Source organism: Streptomyces triculaminicus, assembly GCF_017349075.1.
Classification (GTDB): domain Bacteria; phylum Actinomycetota; class Actinomycetes; order Streptomycetales; family Streptomycetaceae; genus Streptomyces; species Streptomyces triculaminicus.
Genome location: NZ_JAFMOF010000003.1, coordinates 436,566 through 452,601, shown reverse-complemented (window position 1 = coordinate 452,601; position 16,036 = coordinate 436,566). Strand labels below are relative to the sequence as shown.

The following is a 16,036-nucleotide window of genomic DNA, read 5'->3' as shown; positions in this document are numbered from 1 at the left end:
TCACAAACTCCCCCATTGTCGCAGCCACGCCGGTGATCAAGGGATGCGGGTCCGGTTCCGGGGTGGTGTGGCGCGTTTGCCGGACCATGGGGCCTGTTGGAGCCGTATGTCCGCCCGCTAGCGTCGGGGCGTGGCTCAGTTTCGGCTCCACGGGAGCAAGGTCCTCGCCGTCGACATGACGGGGGACGCGGTCAAGGCCAAGAACGGCTCGATGGTCGCGTACGAGGGCGAGATGGCATTCAAGAAGATGACCGGCGGCGGTGACGGCCTGCGGGGCATGGTCACCCGCCGGCTCACCGGCGAATCGATGGAAGTCATGGAGGTGAAGGGACACGGCACCTGCTACTTCGCGGACCGGGCGAGCGAGATCAACCTCGTCACGCTGCGGGGCGAGACGCTGTACGTCGAGGCGAGCAACCTGCTCTGTACGGACTCGGCGCTGCGGACCGGGACGACCTTCACGGGCCTGCGGGGCGCCTCGCAGGGCAACGGGCTGTTCACCACGACCGTCGAGGGCTCCGGCCAGGCGGCGATCCTCTCCGACGGGTCGGCGATCATCCTGCGGGTGACCCCGCAGACGCCGTTGCAGGTCGACCCGGGCGCGTACATCGCGCACACGGGCCGGCTCAAGCAGCACTTCCAGTCCGGGGTGAACTTCCGGACGTTCATGGGCGAGGGCTCGGGAGAGGCGTTCCAGATCCGCTTCGAGGGCGAGGGGCTCGTGTACGTCCAGCCGAGCGAGCGGAACACGGTGGGGGGTGACATCTGATGGCGTTCCGGCTTCTGAACTCGCGGATGGTCGAGGCCCAGGTGGTTCCGGGGCAGCGGCTGTTCAGCCAGCGCGGGGCGATGCTCGCCTACAAGGGCGACGTCTCCTTCACCCCGAGCATCGCCGGCGGCCAGGGCGGCGTCATGGGGATGATCGGCCGGCGGATCGCCAACGAGGCCACCCCGCTGATGACCGTGGAGGGCAGCGGGACGGTGATGTTCGGCCATGGCGGCCATCACGTCCATGTCGTGGAGCTCTCCGGGGACACGTTGTACGTGGAGGCGGACCGGCTGCTGGCCTTCGAGGGCGGCCTGCAGCAGGGAACGATGTTCATGGGGTCGCAGGGGGGCGTGATGGGCATGGTGCGCGGTCAGGTGACCGGGCAGGGGCTCTTCACCACGACCCTCAAGGGCCATGGCGCGGTGGCGGTGATGGCGCACGGCGGCGTGATCGAGCTGCCCATCAGCGCGCAGCGGCCGGTCACCGTCGACCCGCAGGCGTACGTCGCGCACCGCGGGGACGTACGCAACAAGCTGACGGCCGCGCTCGGCTGGCGCGAGGTCGTCGGGCGGGGCAGCGGGGAGGCGTTCCGGCTCGAGCTGTCGGGCAACGGCACGGTGTACGTACAGGCGTCGGAGGAGAAGCTGTGAGCGGCCCGGTCATTCATGACGTGACGACCCTTCCGGCGAACGACAACGTCAACGCGTACGCGTTCAGCGTGGACCTGAAGGGCCAGTGGTTCCTGCAGAAGGGGAAGATGATCGCCTATTACGGGCGGATCAGCTTCCACGGCATCGGCCACGGTCCGCTCGACCGGCTGATCGCGGGCAGCTTCCACTCGCCGCTGCACGCGGCGGACTGGGTGGTGGCCGAGGGGCAGGGCAAGATGCTGCTCGCCGACCGCTCCTTCGACGTCAACTCCTACGACCTCGAGGACGGCAACCTCACCGTCCGCTCGGGGAATCTGCTGGCCTTCGAGCCGTCGCTCTCGCTCAAGCAGTCCATCATCCCGGGGTTCCTGACCCTGATCGGCACGGGGAAGTTCGTGGCCGCCTCCAACGGGCCGGTCGTCTTCGTCGAGCCGCCGATCCGGGTGGACCCGCAGGCGCTGGTGGGCTGGGCGGACTGCCCGTCGCCCTGCCATCACTACGACCACCAGTACCTGCGGGGGTCATGGGCGGGGTGCGCCGGCTGACGGGGCTGGGGGCGCGTCCGGCGAGGAGCACCAGTTCGAGTTCGTGGGCGCCGGGACCGTGCTGCTGCAGTCCACCGAGCGGCTGATGGAGGAGATCCCGACGGGCGACGCTCCCCCTGAGCAGGCGGGCGTTCCGCACGCAAGTCCCGGAAATCAGCCAATGACACCGCGCTTGCCGGGTCAGCTGGGCGACCTCCAGCGCCGCTTCGGGCTGTGAGCGGTACCCTGCGGAGTGTGACGTCGAACGCATGACCTCTCGTTCTGCTCGTTCCGCCCTGTCATTTAGTTAATCTTTCAACCTCTTAGGTAGAATCCATCCATGGACACCGAGAACGGCACTCGCTGGCTCAGCGACGAGGAACAGGCCACCTGGCGCGCCCACCTGGACGTGAGCCGGCTGCTGATGCACCAGCTCGAACGGGACCTGCAGCCGTTCGGCCTCACCAACAACGACTACGAGATCCTGGTCAACCTCTCGGAGTCGGACGACCACCGGATGCGGATGAGCGATCTCGCGACCGCCACCCTGCAGTCCAAGAGCCGTCTGTCGCACCAGATCACGCGCATGGAGAACGCCGGGCTCGTCCGCCGGGAGAACTGCGAGTCCGACCGGCGCGGCCTGTTCGCGGTGCTCACGGACCACGGCTGGGAGACCATGCGCAAGGTCGCCCCGCACCATGTGGCGTCCGTGCGCGAGCACTTCATCGACCTGCTGTCGACGGACGAGCTCAAGGCCCTCCAGGAGTCCCTGCGTCCGGTCGCCCAGCACCTGCGGTCCACGCGGGGGCGCATCTGACCGTTCCCGGTCACCACTGATCGCCGATCGCCGTCGCCACCGGAACTCCTCCGGCGGCGACGGCGATCGGTCGTTCCGGCCCTCGGCCGGGTCAGCCCTCGGTCAGGCCCGCCACGAGCTCGTCGGCGGCGGCGTAGGGGTCGAGGTCGCCGCCCACCACGCGCTCCGCGAGCGCGGCCAGCCGGCGGTCGCCCCGCAGGTCGCCGATGCGCTCGCGCAGCGCCGTCACGGCGATGGTCTCCACCTCGTGCGCGGCCCGCCGGCGCCGCCGGTCGGCGAGGACGCCCCGCTCCTCCATCCAGGCGCGGTGCTTCTCCAGCGCCTCGACCACCTCGTCGGTGCCCTCGCCGCGCGCGGCCACCGTCTTGACGATGGGGGGCCGCCAGTCGCCGGGCGCGCGGGCCTCGCCCAGGCCCAGCATGTGGTTGAGCTCGCGGGCCGTGGCGTCCGCGCCGTCGCGGTCGGCCTTGTTGACGACGTAGACGTCGCCGATCTCGAGGATGCCCGCCTTGGCGGCCTGGATGCCGTCGCCCATGCCGGGCGCCAGCAGCACCACCGACGTGTCGGCCTGGGAGGCGATCTCCACCTCCGACTGCCCCACGCCCACGGTCTCCACCAGGACCACGTCGCAGCCGGCCGCGTCCAGCACCCGGATGGCCTGCGGGGCGGCCCACGCCAGGCCGCCCAGGTGGCCGCGGGTGGCCATCGAGCGGATGTAGACGCCCGGGTCGGAGGCGTGCTCCGACATCCGGACCCGGTCGCCGAGCAGCGCGCCGCCGGAGAACGGCGAGGAGGGGTCGACGGCGAGCACGCCGACCCGCTTGCCCATCCGCCGGTACGCGCTCACCAGCGCCGACGTCGAGGTGGACTTGCCGACGCCGGGCGAGCCGGTCAGGCCCACCACATAGGCGCCGCCGGTGAGCGGGGCCAGCGCGGCCATCACCTCGCGCAGCTGCGGGGACGCCCCCTCCACCAGGGAGATCAGCCGGGCCACCGCGCGCGGCCTGCCGTCGCGGGCCTGCTCGACCAAAGCGGGGACGTCCACCATCACTGCTCCGTTCCACACATCGGATGCCGGCCGGGGGCCGGGAGTCAGTTGCCCGGCACGCGGACGATCAGGGCGTCGCCCTGGCCGCCGCCGCCGCAGAGCGCGGCCGCGCCGGTCCCGCCGCCGCGCCGCTTGAGCTCCAGCGCGAGGTGCAGCACGATGCGGGCGCCCGACATGCCGATCGGGTGGCCGAGCGCGATGGCGCCACCGTTGACGTTCACCTTTTCAGGGGATACGCCCAGATCCTTCATGGACTGCACCGCGACGGCGGCGAACGCCTCGTTGATCTCGATCAGGTCGAGGTCGCCGACCGTCAGGCCCTCCTTGCCCAGCGCGTGCAGGATGGCGTTGGAGGGCTGGGACTGCAGGGAGTTGTCGGGGCCGGACACGTTGCCATGGGCGCCGATCTCGGCGATCCACGCCAGGCCCAGCTCCTCGGCCTTCTCCTTGCTCATCACGACCACCGCGGCGGCGCCGTCGGAGATCTGCGAGGACGTGCCGGCCGTGATCGTGCCGTCCTTGGTGAAGGCGGGGCGCAGCTTGGCCAGGGACTCCGTCGTGGTCTCCGCGCGGATGCCCTCGTCCTTGCTGAAGACGACCGGCTCGCCCTTGCGCTGCGGGATCTCCACCGGGGTGATCTCGGCCTCGAACAGGCCGTTCTTCTGGGCGGCGGCGGCCCGCTGGTGGGACAGCGCCGCGATCTCGTCCTGCTCGGGGCGGCGGATGCCCAGCCGGGTGTTGTGCTTCTCGGTGGACTCGCCCATCGCGATGTTCTCGAAGGCGTCCGTCAGGCCGTCGTGGGCCATCGTGTCGAGCATCTCGACGGCGCCGTACTTGAAGCCCTCGCGGGACTTGGGCAGCAGGTGCGGGGCGTTGGTCATCGACTCCTGGCCGCCGGCCACCACGATGTCGAACTCGCCCGCGCGGATGAGCTGGTCGGCCAGCGCGATGGCGTCCAGGCCCGACAGGCAGACCTTGTTGACGGTCAGGGCGGGGACGTTCATGGGGATGCCGGCCTTGACGGCGGCCTGGCGGGCCGGGATCTGCCCGGCGCCGGCCTGCAGCACCTGACCCATGATCACGTACTGCACCTGGTCGCCGCCGATGCCGGCCCGGTCCAGGGCCGCCTTGATGGCGAAGCCGCCCAGGTCGGCGCCGGAGAAGCTGCGCAGCGAGCCCAGCAGGCGGCCCATGGGCGTACGGGCGCCCGCGACGATGACGGAAGTGCGGCGGTTGTTCCCGTTCGTACCAGACATGGGCGCGGCCCCTTCGAGCAGAGGGATGTTAACGACGGTTCCCGTCAATGTACTGAGCGTGCGGCACCCGGTCACCGGGCGGAAGGTGTGATCGCGCGCACGTTGCGTAACCACCCCGTCCGGCGGTGCACTGGAGCCATGCTGACGCGCATCGACCACATCGGGATCGCCTGCTTCGACCTCGACCGGACCGTCGAGTTCTACCGTGCCACGTACGGCTTCGAGGTGTTCCACACCGAGGTCAACGAGGAGCAGGGCGTCCGCGAGGCCATGCTGAAAATCAACGGGACCTCCGACGGCGGGGCCTCCTATCTGCAGCTGCTGGAGCCCACGCGGGAGGACTCCGCGGTCGGCAAGTGGCTCGCGAAGAACGGCGAGGGCGTTCACCACATCGCGTTCGGCACCGCGGACGTCGACGGGGACGCGCGGGCCATCGGGGACAAGGGCGTACGGGTCCTCTACGACGAGCCCCGCCGGGGCTCGATGGGCTCGCGCATCACGTTCCTGCACCCCAAGGACTGCCACGGCGTGCTCACCGAACTGGTCACCTCGGCACCCCGCCCGGAGGCGGAGCACTGACCCACCCCTCCCCCGGCCGGTAGAGTGCGGGTTCGGCCGGGGTTACCGGGTGGCCCCCGGGCCCGGGCTGTACCGATGATCTGACACCATTTCTTCGGAAGGGCGGGCTCCGGGTTCCACCACCGACGCAGTACGGGGCCGGCCGCCGACGCGACCAGGGGACGGATGGACCGCGCTGTGCGGGGCTACGAGCGCCAGGAGAGTCAGCTGGAGGAAGCCGACCACCTCTCGAAGTTCGAGGCCGAGATGAAGCGGCTGAAGACCGAGCGGGAAAAGGCTGTCCAGCACGCCGACGACCTCGGCTACCAGGTCGAGGTGTTGCGCGCCAAGCTCCATGAGGCGCGCCGCAACCTCGCACACCGTCCCGCCTACGACTCGGCGGACATCGGCTACCAGGCCGAGCAGCTGCTGCGCAACGCCCAGATCCAGGCCGAGCAGCTGCGCACGGACGCCGAGCGCGAGCTGCGCGAGGCCCGGGCCCAGACGCAGCGCCTGCTCCAGGAGCAGGCCGAGCGCCAGGCCCGCCTGGAGTCGGAGCTGCACGCCGAGGCGGTGGCCCGCCGCCAGCGCCTGGACGAGGAGCTCAACGAGCGCCGCCGCACCGTCGAGTCGCACGTCAACGAGAACGTCGCCTGGGCCGAGCAGCTGCGCGCCCGCACCGAGTCGCAGGCGCGCCGGCTGCTGGAGGAGTCGCGGGCGGAGGCCGAGCAGGCCCTGACCGCGGCCCGCGCCGAGGCCCAGCGGCTGACCGAGCAGGCCAGCAGCCGGCTCGGAGCCGCCGCCGAGGAGGCCCGCGCGGAAGCCGAAGCGATCCTGCGCCGCGCGCGCACGGACGCCGAGCGGCTGCTGAGCGCCGCCTCCGCGCAGGCCCAGGAGGCCACCGACCACGCCGAGCAGCTGCGCTCGTCCACCAGCGCCGAGTCCGACCAGGCGCGCACCGCCTCCGCCGAGATGACGCGCACGGCCGAAGCGCGCCTGCAGGAGGCCGACACGGCGCTGCGCGAGGCGCGCGCCGAGGCCGACAAGCTCGTCGCCGAGGCCAAGGAGACCGCCTCCCGGCGGCTGGCCGGCGCCGAGTCGGACAACGAGCAGCGCACCCGTACGGCCAGGGCCGAGATCGCCCGCCTGGTGAGCGAGGCCACCAAGGAGGCCGAGGCCCTCAAGGCCGAGGCCGAGCAGCTGCGCGCGGACGCCGCGGCCGAGGCCGAGCGGCTGGTGGCCGAGGCCGCCGAGAAGGCGCGCAGCGCCGTCGCCGAGGACTCCGCCGCCGCCCTGGCCAAGGCCGCCCGTACGGCCGAGGAGGTGCTGGCGAAGGCGTCGGAGGACGCCCTGGCCACCACCAGGGCCGCCGCCGCCGAGGCCGAGCGCATCCGCGGCGAGGCGGAGGCCGAGTCCGAGCGGCTGCGCGAGCAGGCCGCGGACACCGCCGAGCAGCTCAAGGGCGAGGCGAAGGACGACACCAAGGAGTACCGCGCCAGGACCGTCGAGCTCCAGGAGGAGGCCCGGCGGCTGCGCGGCGAGGCCGAGCAGCTGCGTGCCGAGGCCGTCGCCGAGGGCGAGCGCATCCGCGGCGAGGCCCGCCGCGAGGCGCTGCAGCAGATCGAGGAGGCGGCCACCACCGCCGAGGAGCTGCTGGCCAAGGCCAAGGCCAACGCGGAGGAGACGCGCGCCGGCGCGACCGCCGAGAGCGAGCGGGTGCGCGCCGAGGCCGGCGAGCGCGCCGCCACGCTGCGCAAGCAGGCCGAGGAGGCCCTGGAGCGGGCCCGCGCCGAGGCCGAGGAGATGGCCGAGGAGGCCGAGGACCACGCCGAGCGCACGCGCACCGAGGCCGCCGAGGCCGCGCGTCGTACCCGCGAGGAGGCCGAGGAGGCCGCCCGCGCCCGCGCCGAGGAGGCCGCGTCCGAACTGGCCCGGCTGCAGACCGAGGCCGAGCAGCGCGTGGAGTCGGCCGAGACGGCGCTGCGCGAGGCCCGTGCCGAGGCCGAGCGGCTGCGCCGCGAGGCGGCCGAGGAGGCCGAGCGGCTGCGCACGGAGTCCGCGGAGCGGGTGCGCACGCTGCGGGAGCAGGCCGAGGAGGAGTCCGAGCGGCTGCGGACCGAGGCGGCCGAGGAGGCCGCCGGGGCCCGCGCGGAGGGCGAGGCCACGGCCGCGCGCCTGGTGAGCGAGGCCGAGGAGGAGTCCGAGCGGCTGCGCACGGAGGCGCAGGAGAGCGCCGACCGGCTGCGCGCGGAGGCGAACGCCGCCGCCGAGCGCACGGCCGCCGAGGCCGCCGAGGCGCTGGCCGCCGCCCAGGAGGAGGCCGCCCGGCGCCGCCGGGAGGCCGAGGAGCTGCTCGGCGACGCCCGTACGGAGGCGCAGGCCGAGCGCGAGGCGGCGCACGAGCAGAGCGAGGAGCTGCTGGCCTCGGCGCGCAAGCGGGTCGCCGAGGCGCAGGAGGAGGGGCGGCGCCTGGTCGAGGAGGCCGAGCAGCGCGCGAGCGAGCTCGTGGCCGCCGCCGAGCAGACCGCCCAGCAGGTGCGCGACGCCGTCGCCGGGCTGCACGAGCAGGCCGAGGAGGAGATCGCCGGGCTGCGCTCGGCCGCCGAGCACAACGCCGAACGGACCGTCACCGACGCCCAGATCGAGGCCGACCGGGTCCGTGCCGAGGCCTACGCCGAGCGTGAGCGCGCCGACGAGGAGGCGGCCGCCACCCGTGCGGAGGCCAAGGCCGCCTCCGAGGCCGCCAAGGAGCTGGCGGAGCGCACGGTCGCGGAGGCCATCGCCGAGGGCACGCGCGTGGAGACCGAGGCCGCCCGCGTCCTGGACGAGGCCCGCGAGGCGGCCAACGCCCGCCGCACCGAGGCCGCCCAGCAGGCCGACGAGCTGATCGCCGAGGCCGCGAAGGAGGCCGAGCGGCTGCGCGCCGAGGCGGCCCGTACGGTCGAGGCGGCCCGTGAGGCGGCCGACGCCCAGCGGGCGGAGAGCGCCGAGCAGGCCCGCGTCACGCTGGCCGAGGCCGGCGAGGAGGCCGAGCGGCTGCGGACCGAGGCGGCCCGCATGGTCGACGAGGCCCGCGAGAGCGCGAACGCCCGTCGCACCGAGGCCGCCCAGCAGGCGGACGAGCTCATCGCCGAGGCGACGAACGAGGCGGAGCGGCTGGTCGCCGAGGCCGCCGAGCTGGTGGAGGCCGCCACGGCGGACGCCACCCGGCTCGAGGGCGAGGCCCGCGAGGCGGCCGAGGCCCACCGGGCGCAGGCCGAGGCGGACGCGGACCGGCTGCGCGCCGAGGCCGCCCGTACGGTCGACGAGGCCCGCGAGGCCGCGAACGCCCAGCGCACGGAGGCCGCTCAGCAGGCCGACGAGCTCATCGCGAAGGCCGTGAGCGAGGCGGAGAAGCTGGCCGACGAGGCCACCCTCGCCCTGGACGAGGCCCGCGAGGCCGCCGACGCCCAGCGCGCCGAGGCCGCGGAGGAGGCGGAGCGGCTGCGTACGGCCGCCGCCGAGAAGAAGGCCAAGGCCGACGAGCAGGCCGAAGCCGTGCTCGCCAAGGCGACGGCCGAGGCCGAGCGGCTGGTGGCGGACGCGTCCGCGAAGGCGCAGCAGATGCGCACGGACGCCTCCGACGCGCTGGCGTCGGCCGAGCAGGACGCGGCGCGTACCCGCGCCGAGGCCCGCGAGGACGCGAACAAGATCCGGTCCGAGGGCCGGGCCGAGGCCGAGCGCATCGTCGACGAGGCGGCGGAGCTGACGGCTTCGGCGCAGGACGACGCCGACCGGATCGTGGACAAGGCCCGCGAGGCGGCGAACGCCCGCCGCGCGGAGGCCGCCCAGCAGGCGGACGAGCTCATCGCGAAGGCGGTGAGCGAGGCGGAGAACATGGCCGCCGAGGCCGCCCTCGCCCTCGAGGAGGCCCGCGAGGCCGCCGACGCCCACCGCGCCGAGGCCGCCGAGCAGGCCGAGCGCGCCGTCGCCGAGGCGGAGGCCGCGGCCGCGCGGCTGCGCGGCGACGCCGACGAGGCGCTGGAGAGCGCCCGCCGGGAGGCGGCGCGCACCACCGACGAGGCCCGCGAGGCCGCCAACGCCCGCCGGGCGGAGGCCGCCGAGCAGGCGGACACCCTGGTCGCCGAGGCGCTGGCGGAGGCGGAGCGGATGTCCGCCGAGGCCGCCGAGGCGCTGGCCGCCGCGCAGGAGAACGCCAACAGCACGCGGGCCGACTCCGCGCGCATCAAGGCCGACGCCGTCCAGGAGGCGGAGCGGCTGCGCGCCGAGGCCCGTGCCGAGGGCGAGCGGACGATCGACCAGGCCCGGGACGCGGGTGCCAGGAAGCTGGCGGACGCGGCCGAGCAGGCGGACGCGCTGGTCGCCAAGGCGCAGGAGGAGGCGGTACGAGCCGCCACCGCCGCCGAGGAGCAGGCCGACGCCATGGTGGGCGCCGCCCGCAAGGAGGCCGAGCGGATCGTCAACGAGGCCACCGGCGAGGGCAACGCCCTGGTGGAGCAGGCCCGTACGGACGCCAACACCATGCTCGCCGAGGCGCGTGGGGACGCCACCGCCATAAGGGAGCGGGCCGAGGAGCTGCGCACCCGGATCGAGACCGACGTCGAGGAGCTGCACGACCGGGCCCGCCGGGAGGCGGCCGAGGCGATGCAGTCGGCGGGCGAGCGCTGCGACAAGCTGGTCGCGGCCGCCACCGAGCAGCTGACGGAGGCCGAGGAGAAGGCGGAGAAGCTCATCTCCAACGCCCAGAGCGAGGCCAGCAAGGTGCGCATCACCGCCGTGAAGAAGGCGGACGCGCTCATCAAGGAGGCCGAGCAGAAGAAGACGACCGCGGTACGCGAGGCCGAGCGCCTGCGCACCGAGGCTCGCGAGGAGGCCGCACGGCTTCTCGAGGAGGGGAAGCGGGAGTTGGACGTCCTGGTCCGCCGTCGTGAGGACATTCAGGCCGAGATTTCCCGTGTCCAGGACGTGTTGGAAGCGTTGGAATCATTTGAGTCCCCGGGGGCGGGTGGCTCCAAGGACGGCGGGGTGAAGGCGGCGGCCGGTGTCGGCGCAACTCGATCGGGTGGCAAGCAAGACCGAAAGTAGCCACTCAATCGAGGGGTCATTTTCCAGATTCCCCCACCGTCTACCACCATCTGCTCGATGACACGCCGCTCACGCCCCTAGGATTCGCTCTATCACCTCACAGGTCTCCAATGACAGGAACCCCATGAGCGACACTTCCTCCCCCTTCGGCTTCGAGTTGGTGCGGCGTGGATACGACCGCGGCCAGGTGGACGACCGCATTACGAAGCTCGTAGCGGACCGTGACAGCGCACTGGCCCGGATCACTTCTCTGGAAAAGCGCATCGAGGAGCTGCACCTCGAAACGCAGAACGCTCAGGCGCAGATCAATGACGCCGAGCCGTCGTACGCGGGGCTCGGGGCCAGGGTCGAGAAGATCCTCCGGCTGGCCGAGGAGGAGGCCAAGGACCTGCGTGAGGAGGCCCGGCGCGCCGCCGAGCAGCACCGCGAGCTGGCCGAGTCGGCCGCCCAGCAGGTGCGCAACGACGCCGAGTCGTTCGCCGCCGACCGCAAGGCGAAGGCGGAGGACGAGGGCGCCCGGATCGTCGAGAAGGCCAAGGGCGACGCCGCCCAGCTGCGCAGCGAGGCGCAGAAGGACGCGCAGTCCAAGCGCGAGGAGGCGGACGCCCTCTTCGAGGAGACCCGCGCCAAGGCCGCCCAGGCCGCCGCGGACTTCGAGACCAACCTGGCCAAGCGCCGTGAGCAGTCCGAGCGCGACCTGGCCTCCCGGCAGGCGAAGGCCGAGAAGCGCCTTGCGGAGATCGAGCACCGTGCCGAGCAGCTGCGCCTGGAGGCCGAGAAGCTGCGTACGGACGCCGAGCGCCGGGCCCGCCAGACGGTGGAGACCGCGCAGCGCCAGGCCGAGGACATCGTGGCCGACGCCAACGCCAAGGCGGACCGCATCCGCAGCGAGTCCGAGCGCGAGCTGGCGGCCCTGACCAACCGCCGCGACAGCATCAACGCCCAGCTGACCAACGTCCGCGAGATGCTGGCCACGCTGACCGGCGCGGCCGTGGCGGCGGCCGGGGTGCCCGGTGACGACGAGCCGATCTCGCGCGGCGTTCCGGCCCAGCAGAGCCGCTGACACGGCGGCCGCACGGCATTCGACCGGGAGATCCTGTGCTCGGCGCGTCATGCGCCGCCCGAAGGGGCGCGTGACGCGCCGAGTGGTCTTTCCCGGAGGTCTGTGCGGGGGCCTGCGCGGGGGCCTTTCCGGAGGGGCGCGTACGACGTCCGGCGGAGTCCGCGCCACCGGTGGCGGGGCCCGGTGGGCGCGCTTACCGTGGCGGAATGATCGAGCTTGAGGGGCTGACCAAGCACTACGGCGACGTCCGCGCCGTGGATCACCTCACGTTCACCGTCCGGCCCGGCGTCATCACGGGCTTCCTGGGCCCCAATGGTGCGGGCAAGTCGACGACCATGCGGATGATGCTCGACCTGGACCGTCCGACCAGCGGCACGGTCCGCATCGACGGCCGGCACTACCGCGAGCTGCACGACCCCCTCAAGACCGTCGGTGCCCTGCTGGACGCCAAGGCGATGCACGGCGGCCGCAGCGCCTACCACCACCTGCTGTGCCTGGCGCAGAGCAACGGCATCCCGGCGGGCCGGGTGCGGGAGGCGCTGGACACCGTGGGCCTGACCTCGGTGGCCCGCAAGCGCACCAAGGGCTTCTCCCTCGGCATGGGCCAGCGCCTGGGCATCGCGGGCGCCCTGCTGGGAGATCCGCGGATCCTGATGTTCGACGAGCCGGTCAACGGCCTCGACCCCGAGGGCATCCACTGGATCCGCAACCTCATGAAGGGCCTGGCCGCGCAGGGCCGTACGGTCTTCGTCTCCTCCCACCTGATGAGCGAGATGGCGCTGACCGCCGACCACCTGGTGGTCATCGGCCAGGGGAAGCTGCTGGCAGACACCAGCATGGCGGACTTCATCGCGGAGAACTCCCGCGCGTTCGTCACGATGCGCTCGCCCGACCAGGAGCGGCTGCGGGAGGTGCTGCGCGGCGCCGGCATCGACTTCGTGCCCGGCGCGGAGGGGGCGCTGGAGGTCGAGGGCGAGGACGCGGCGCACCTGGGCGAGCTGGCGGCGCGGCATCAGCTCGTGCTGCACGAGCTGAGCCCGCGGTCGGCCTCGCTGGAGGAGGCGTTCATGCGGCTGACGGCGGGGTCGGTGGAGTACCACGCGCACGAGAACCACCGCCCGGCGGCCGCCGCGGCGCCGACGGCGGAGGCGGGCGGGCAGTGGGGAGCCGGCTGGCGGAAGAAGGGATCCTGACCATGGCGGTGGCGGCCCAGGTCCTGCGGTCGGAATGGACGAAGATCAAATCGGTGCGTTCCACGGTGTGGACGCTGGGGCTCGCCCTGGTGGTGACCGTCGCTCTCGGCGCGCTGATCAGCGCGCTGGCCAAGAAGGATTTCGACCGCCTCGACCCCCAGGGAAAGATCGAATTCGATCCGACATTCGTCAGCTTCGCGGGAATGGGACTCGGCCAGCTGGCATTGATCGTTTTCGGGGTGCTGGTGGTATCGAACGAATACAGCACAGGAATGATCCGCACCTCGCTCGCGGCGGTACCGCAGCGCGCCACCTTTCTCTTCAGCAAGATCACTATTGCCACGCTGCTCGCGTTCACCGTCGGAATGATCACGAGTTTCGCGGCCTTCTTCACCGGCCAGGCGATGCTGGGCATCCACCGGGCCTCCCTCGGCGACCCCGGCGTCCTGCGCGCCGTCATCGGCGGCGGCCTCTACATGACGCTGATCACGGTCTTCTCGATGGGCGTCGCGACGATGCTGCGCAGCCCGATGCTCGCCCTCGGCATCCTGATGCCGTTCTTCTTCCTCATCTCCGCCATCCTGGGCAACGTCTCCGCCACCAAGAAGGTGGGGCGCTACCTCCCCGACCAGGCCGGGCAGAAGGTCATGCAGGTCGTCACCGTCGGCGACGACGCCCCCTACGGCCCCTGGGGCGGCTTCGCGATCATGACCCTGTGGGTGGTGGCGGCGCTGATCGGCGGGTACGCGGTGCTCGCCCGCCGGGACGCCTAGGCCCCCCGGGACCGGCTCCCGAGGCCCCGGACGGCCCGCGTGGCAGGGGCCTCGGGCCTTATCGCACCCGTACCTCTCACATATCGGGAACCGTCAACCCCTCGTCTATCCTCCTAACCCTTACGGGGGCTCACGCCCTGGACGAAGCTCGCGAGGGGCGGAGAATGATCGAGGCAGTCGGCCTGACGAAGCGCTACGGCGCCAAGACGGCCGTGCACAACCTGACGTTCCAGGTACGGCCGGGGGCCGTCACCGGCTTCCTGGGGCCCAACGGCTCCGGCAAGTCGACGACGATGCGCATGATCCTCGGCCTGGACGTGCCCTCCGCCGGCCGGGTCACCATCGGCGGGCAGCCCTTCCACAAGCTCCCCAACGCCCCGCGCCAGGTCGGAGCCCTGCTCGACGCCAAGGCCGTGCACGGCGGCCGCAGCGCCCGCATGCACCTGCTCTCCCTCGCCCAGCTCTCCGGCATCCCCGCCCGCCGCGTGGACGAGGTCCTCGGCGTCGTCGGCCTCCAGGACGTGGCGCGCAAGCGCTCCAAGGGCTTCTCCCTCGGCATGGGCCAGCGCCTGGGCATCGCCGCCGCCCTGCTCGGCGACCCCCAGGTGCTGCTCTTCGACGAGCCGGTCAACGGCCTCGACCCCGAGGGCATCCTCTGGGTCCGCAACCTCATGAAGGGCCTGGCGGCCGAGGGCCGTACGGTCTTCGTCTCCTCGCACCTGATGAGCGAGATGGCGCTGACCGCCGACCACCTGATCGTCATCGGGCGCGGGCAGCTCATGGCGGACATGAGCGTCAAGGACTTCATCTCCGCGAACTCGGCCGGCTTCGCGCGCGTGCGCACCCCCGACGGCGAGGTGGCGGCCCGCGAGAAGCTGACGACCGCGCTGGTCGAGGCCGGCGCCCAGGTGCTGTCCGAACAGGACGGCGCCCTGCGGGTGACGGGCCTGGCGCTCCCCCGCATCAGCGACATCGCCCACGACGTGGACACCCGCCTGTGGGAGCTCTCCCCGCACCAGGCCTCCCTGGAGGAGGCGTACATGCGGATGACGCAGGGCGCGGTCGACTACCGCTCCACCCAGGACCAGCGCGCGGGCCTGCAGGCGCCGCCCGCCCAGCACGGCTGGCAGCAGCCCGCCGCCGCCCCGCAGGGCTGGGCCGAGCAGGCCTACCCGGTGCTGCCGGGCGAGCAGCCCAACCCCTACGCCCAGCCCGTCGCCGCGCCGCAGGCGCCGGCTCCCGCAGCCCCCGCCGCCCCGACCACTCCCCGCCCTCCGGGCCCGCTCCGCAGGGCGCGCCCGCCGACCTGACCAAGCGTGACAGCGAGGACGCCCGATGACCACCCCGCAGCAGCCCCCGCGCCCCCGCAGACCGCCCCGCAGACCCCGCCCCACGCCCCGGCCGTGCCGCCGCACCCGGGCGCGCAGGCCGCCGCCCCGCACCCCGGCCAGGCGCAGGGCTACTGGCCGGGCCAGATGCCCGCCGGCGGTCCCGTCGGCTACGTGTCGCCGATCCCGATCCGCAAGGCCACGCTCCTCGACGCCGTCGCCTCCGAGTGGACCAAGATCCGGTCCGTGCGGTCGACGATGTGGACGCTGGGCGTCATGGTGCTGCTCGTCCTCGGCATCGGCTTCCTGGCCGCGACCCTCGTCGCCGGCCAGGACGGCGACACCGGCAACTCCTCGCCGCTCGCCCTCGGTTTCTTCGGGGTCCTGCTCGGCATCATCTGCGTGGTCACGCTCGGCGTGCTGACGATCTCCTCCGAGTACGGCACCGGCATGATCCGTACGACCCTGACCGCGTGCCCGGACCGTGGGCGGGTGCTGGGGGCCAAGTCGATCGTCTTCTTCCTCCTGACGTTCGTGATCACCCTCATCTCCACCGGGATGATCGCGGTGGTGGACTCCGCGCTGCTCGGCGACAGGACCACCTTCACCCCGGACGCCGAGACCTGGCTGCGGGCGACGGTCGGGGTGAGCCTGTACGTGGCGACGCTGGGCCTGCTGGGGCTCGCCGTGGGCGCGCTGCTGCGGCACTCCGCCGGGGCGATCACGCTCATGCTGGGCGTGGTCCTGCTGCCGATGGTGCTGTCGCTGTTCATGATGGGCGACGCCCTCTCGGAGGTCCGCAAGGCGCTCATCGAGTACTCGATCCCGATGCAGCTCTCGGCGTTCTACGCCACCTCGGCCGACCACATCGAGGGGCCCACGGGCTGGACCCCGCTGTGGATCATGCTGGGCGTGGCCGGTGTGGCGCTGGCCGGCGCGTACGTCTCGCTGACCAGGCGGGACGCGTGAGCG

General features: G+C 72.9%; 11 protein-coding genes and 2 pseudogenes. 11 read left to right on the top strand and 2 right to left on the bottom strand.

Features of this window, described 5'->3' with window-relative positions; translation table 11 throughout:
* The first annotated feature begins 130 nt into the window (after nucleotides 1–130).
* From J1792_RS20685 to J1792_RS20670, 4 genes and pseudogenes are all read left to right on the top strand, one after another.
* A complete protein-coding gene (locus J1792_RS20685; protein ID WP_086567696.1) occupies nucleotides 131–769 on the top strand; it encodes an AIM24 family protein in 639 nt (212 codons plus the stop codon).
* Nucleotides 769–1,419, top strand: a complete 651-nt coding sequence (locus J1792_RS20680) for an AIM24 family protein (RefSeq protein ID WP_207247967.1) — start codon at nucleotides 769–771, stop codon at nucleotides 1,417–1,419. The genes J1792_RS20685 and J1792_RS20680 overlap by 1 nt, the downstream gene beginning before the upstream one ends.
* Nucleotides 1,416–2,181, top strand: a pseudogene (locus J1792_RS20675) (AIM24 family protein). The gene J1792_RS20680 and the pseudogene J1792_RS20675 overlap by 4 nt, the downstream one beginning before the upstream one ends.
* 102 nt (nucleotides 2,182–2,283) lie before the next feature.
* Nucleotides 2,284–2,760 carry a MarR family winged helix-turn-helix transcriptional regulator gene (locus J1792_RS20670; RefSeq protein WP_086568314.1) on the top strand — a complete coding sequence of 159 codons (477 nt, stop codon included), beginning with the start codon at nucleotides 2,284–2,286 and terminating at the stop codon, nucleotides 2,758–2,760.
* A 91-nt stretch (nucleotides 2,761–2,851) separates the two neighbouring features.
* Here the strand turns inward: J1792_RS20670 and meaB are convergent, their stop codons facing one another.
* Nucleotides 2,852–3,808, bottom strand: coding sequence for a methylmalonyl Co-A mutase-associated GTPase MeaB (gene meaB, locus J1792_RS20665; RefSeq protein ID WP_086568312.1), 957 nt, complete (start codon nucleotides 3,806–3,808; stop codon nucleotides 2,852–2,854).
* 44 nt (nucleotides 3,809–3,852) lie between these two features.
* Nucleotides 3,853–5,064, bottom strand: coding sequence for an acetyl-CoA C-acetyltransferase (locus J1792_RS20660; protein ID WP_207247966.1), 1,212 nt, complete (start codon nucleotides 5,062–5,064; stop codon nucleotides 3,853–3,855).
* A gap of 138 nt (nucleotides 5,065–5,202) precedes the next feature.
* Between J1792_RS20660 and mce the strand changes: the two genes are divergently transcribed.
* From mce to J1792_RS20625, 7 genes and pseudogenes are all read left to right on the top strand, one after another.
* Nucleotides 5,203–5,643, top strand: a complete 441-nt coding sequence (gene mce, locus J1792_RS20655) for a methylmalonyl-CoA epimerase (protein ID WP_086568309.1) — start codon at nucleotides 5,203–5,205, stop codon at nucleotides 5,641–5,643.
* 177 nt (nucleotides 5,644–5,820) lie between these two features.
* Nucleotides 5,821–10,707 (top strand): polarized growth protein Scy, encoded by a 4,887-nt coding sequence (gene scy, locus J1792_RS20650; protein ID WP_278251602.1) that lies wholly within the window; start codon nucleotides 5,821–5,823, stop codon nucleotides 10,705–10,707.
* Nucleotides 10,708–10,831: 124 nt separating this feature from the next.
* Complete coding sequence (locus J1792_RS20645; protein WP_086568306.1) at nucleotides 10,832–11,770, top strand: coiled-coil domain-containing protein; 939 nt, start codon at nucleotides 10,832–10,834, stop codon at nucleotides 11,768–11,770.
* A 206-nt stretch (nucleotides 11,771–11,976) separates the two neighbouring features.
* Nucleotides 11,977–12,963 (top strand): ABC transporter ATP-binding protein, encoded by a 987-nt coding sequence (locus J1792_RS20640; protein WP_086568305.1) that lies wholly within the window; start codon nucleotides 11,977–11,979, stop codon nucleotides 12,961–12,963.
* Between the two features lie 2 nt (nucleotides 12,964–12,965).
* Nucleotides 12,966–13,736 carry an ABC transporter permease gene (locus tag J1792_RS20635; protein ID WP_207247965.1) on the top strand — a complete coding sequence of 257 codons (771 nt, stop codon included), beginning with the start codon at nucleotides 12,966–12,968 and terminating at the stop codon, nucleotides 13,734–13,736.
* Between the two features lie 164 nt (nucleotides 13,737–13,900).
* Nucleotides 13,901–15,075: pseudogene (locus J1792_RS20630) on the top strand (ABC transporter ATP-binding protein).
* Entirely contained in the window at nucleotides 15,053–16,033 is a 981-nt protein-coding gene (locus J1792_RS20625) for an ABC transporter permease (protein WP_372446141.1), read from the top strand. Before J1792_RS20630 ends, J1792_RS20625 begins: the two are co-directional and overlap by 23 nt.
* Nucleotides 16,034–16,036: the final 3 nt, after the last annotated feature.

Bases quoted from the DNA above. Each gene is read 5' to 3' on its own strand.
- J1792_RS20680 (WP_207247967.1), top strand. From the start codon at position 769: ATGGCGTTCCGGCTTCTGAACTCGCGGATGGTCGAGGCCCAGGTGGTT.
- J1792_RS20670 (WP_086568314.1), top strand. From the start codon at position 2,284: ATGGACACCGAGAACGGCACTCGCTGGCTCAGCGACGAGGAACAGGCC.
- meaB (WP_086568312.1), bottom strand. From the start codon at position 3,808: ATGGTGGACGTCCCCGCTTTGGTCGAGCAGGCCCGCGACGGCAGGCCG.
- J1792_RS20660 (WP_207247966.1), bottom strand. From the start codon at position 5,064: ATGTCTGGTACGAACGGGAACAACCGCCGCACTTCCGTCATCGTCGCG.
- mce (WP_086568309.1), top strand. From the start codon at position 5,203: ATGCTGACGCGCATCGACCACATCGGGATCGCCTGCTTCGACCTCGAC.
- J1792_RS20645 (WP_086568306.1), top strand. From the start codon at position 10,832: ATGAGCGACACTTCCTCCCCCTTCGGCTTCGAGTTGGTGCGGCGTGGA.
- J1792_RS20640 (WP_086568305.1), top strand. From the start codon at position 11,977: ATGATCGAGCTTGAGGGGCTGACCAAGCACTACGGCGACGTCCGCGCC.
- J1792_RS20635 (WP_207247965.1), top strand. From the start codon at position 12,966: ATGGCGGTGGCGGCCCAGGTCCTGCGGTCGGAATGGACGAAGATCAAA.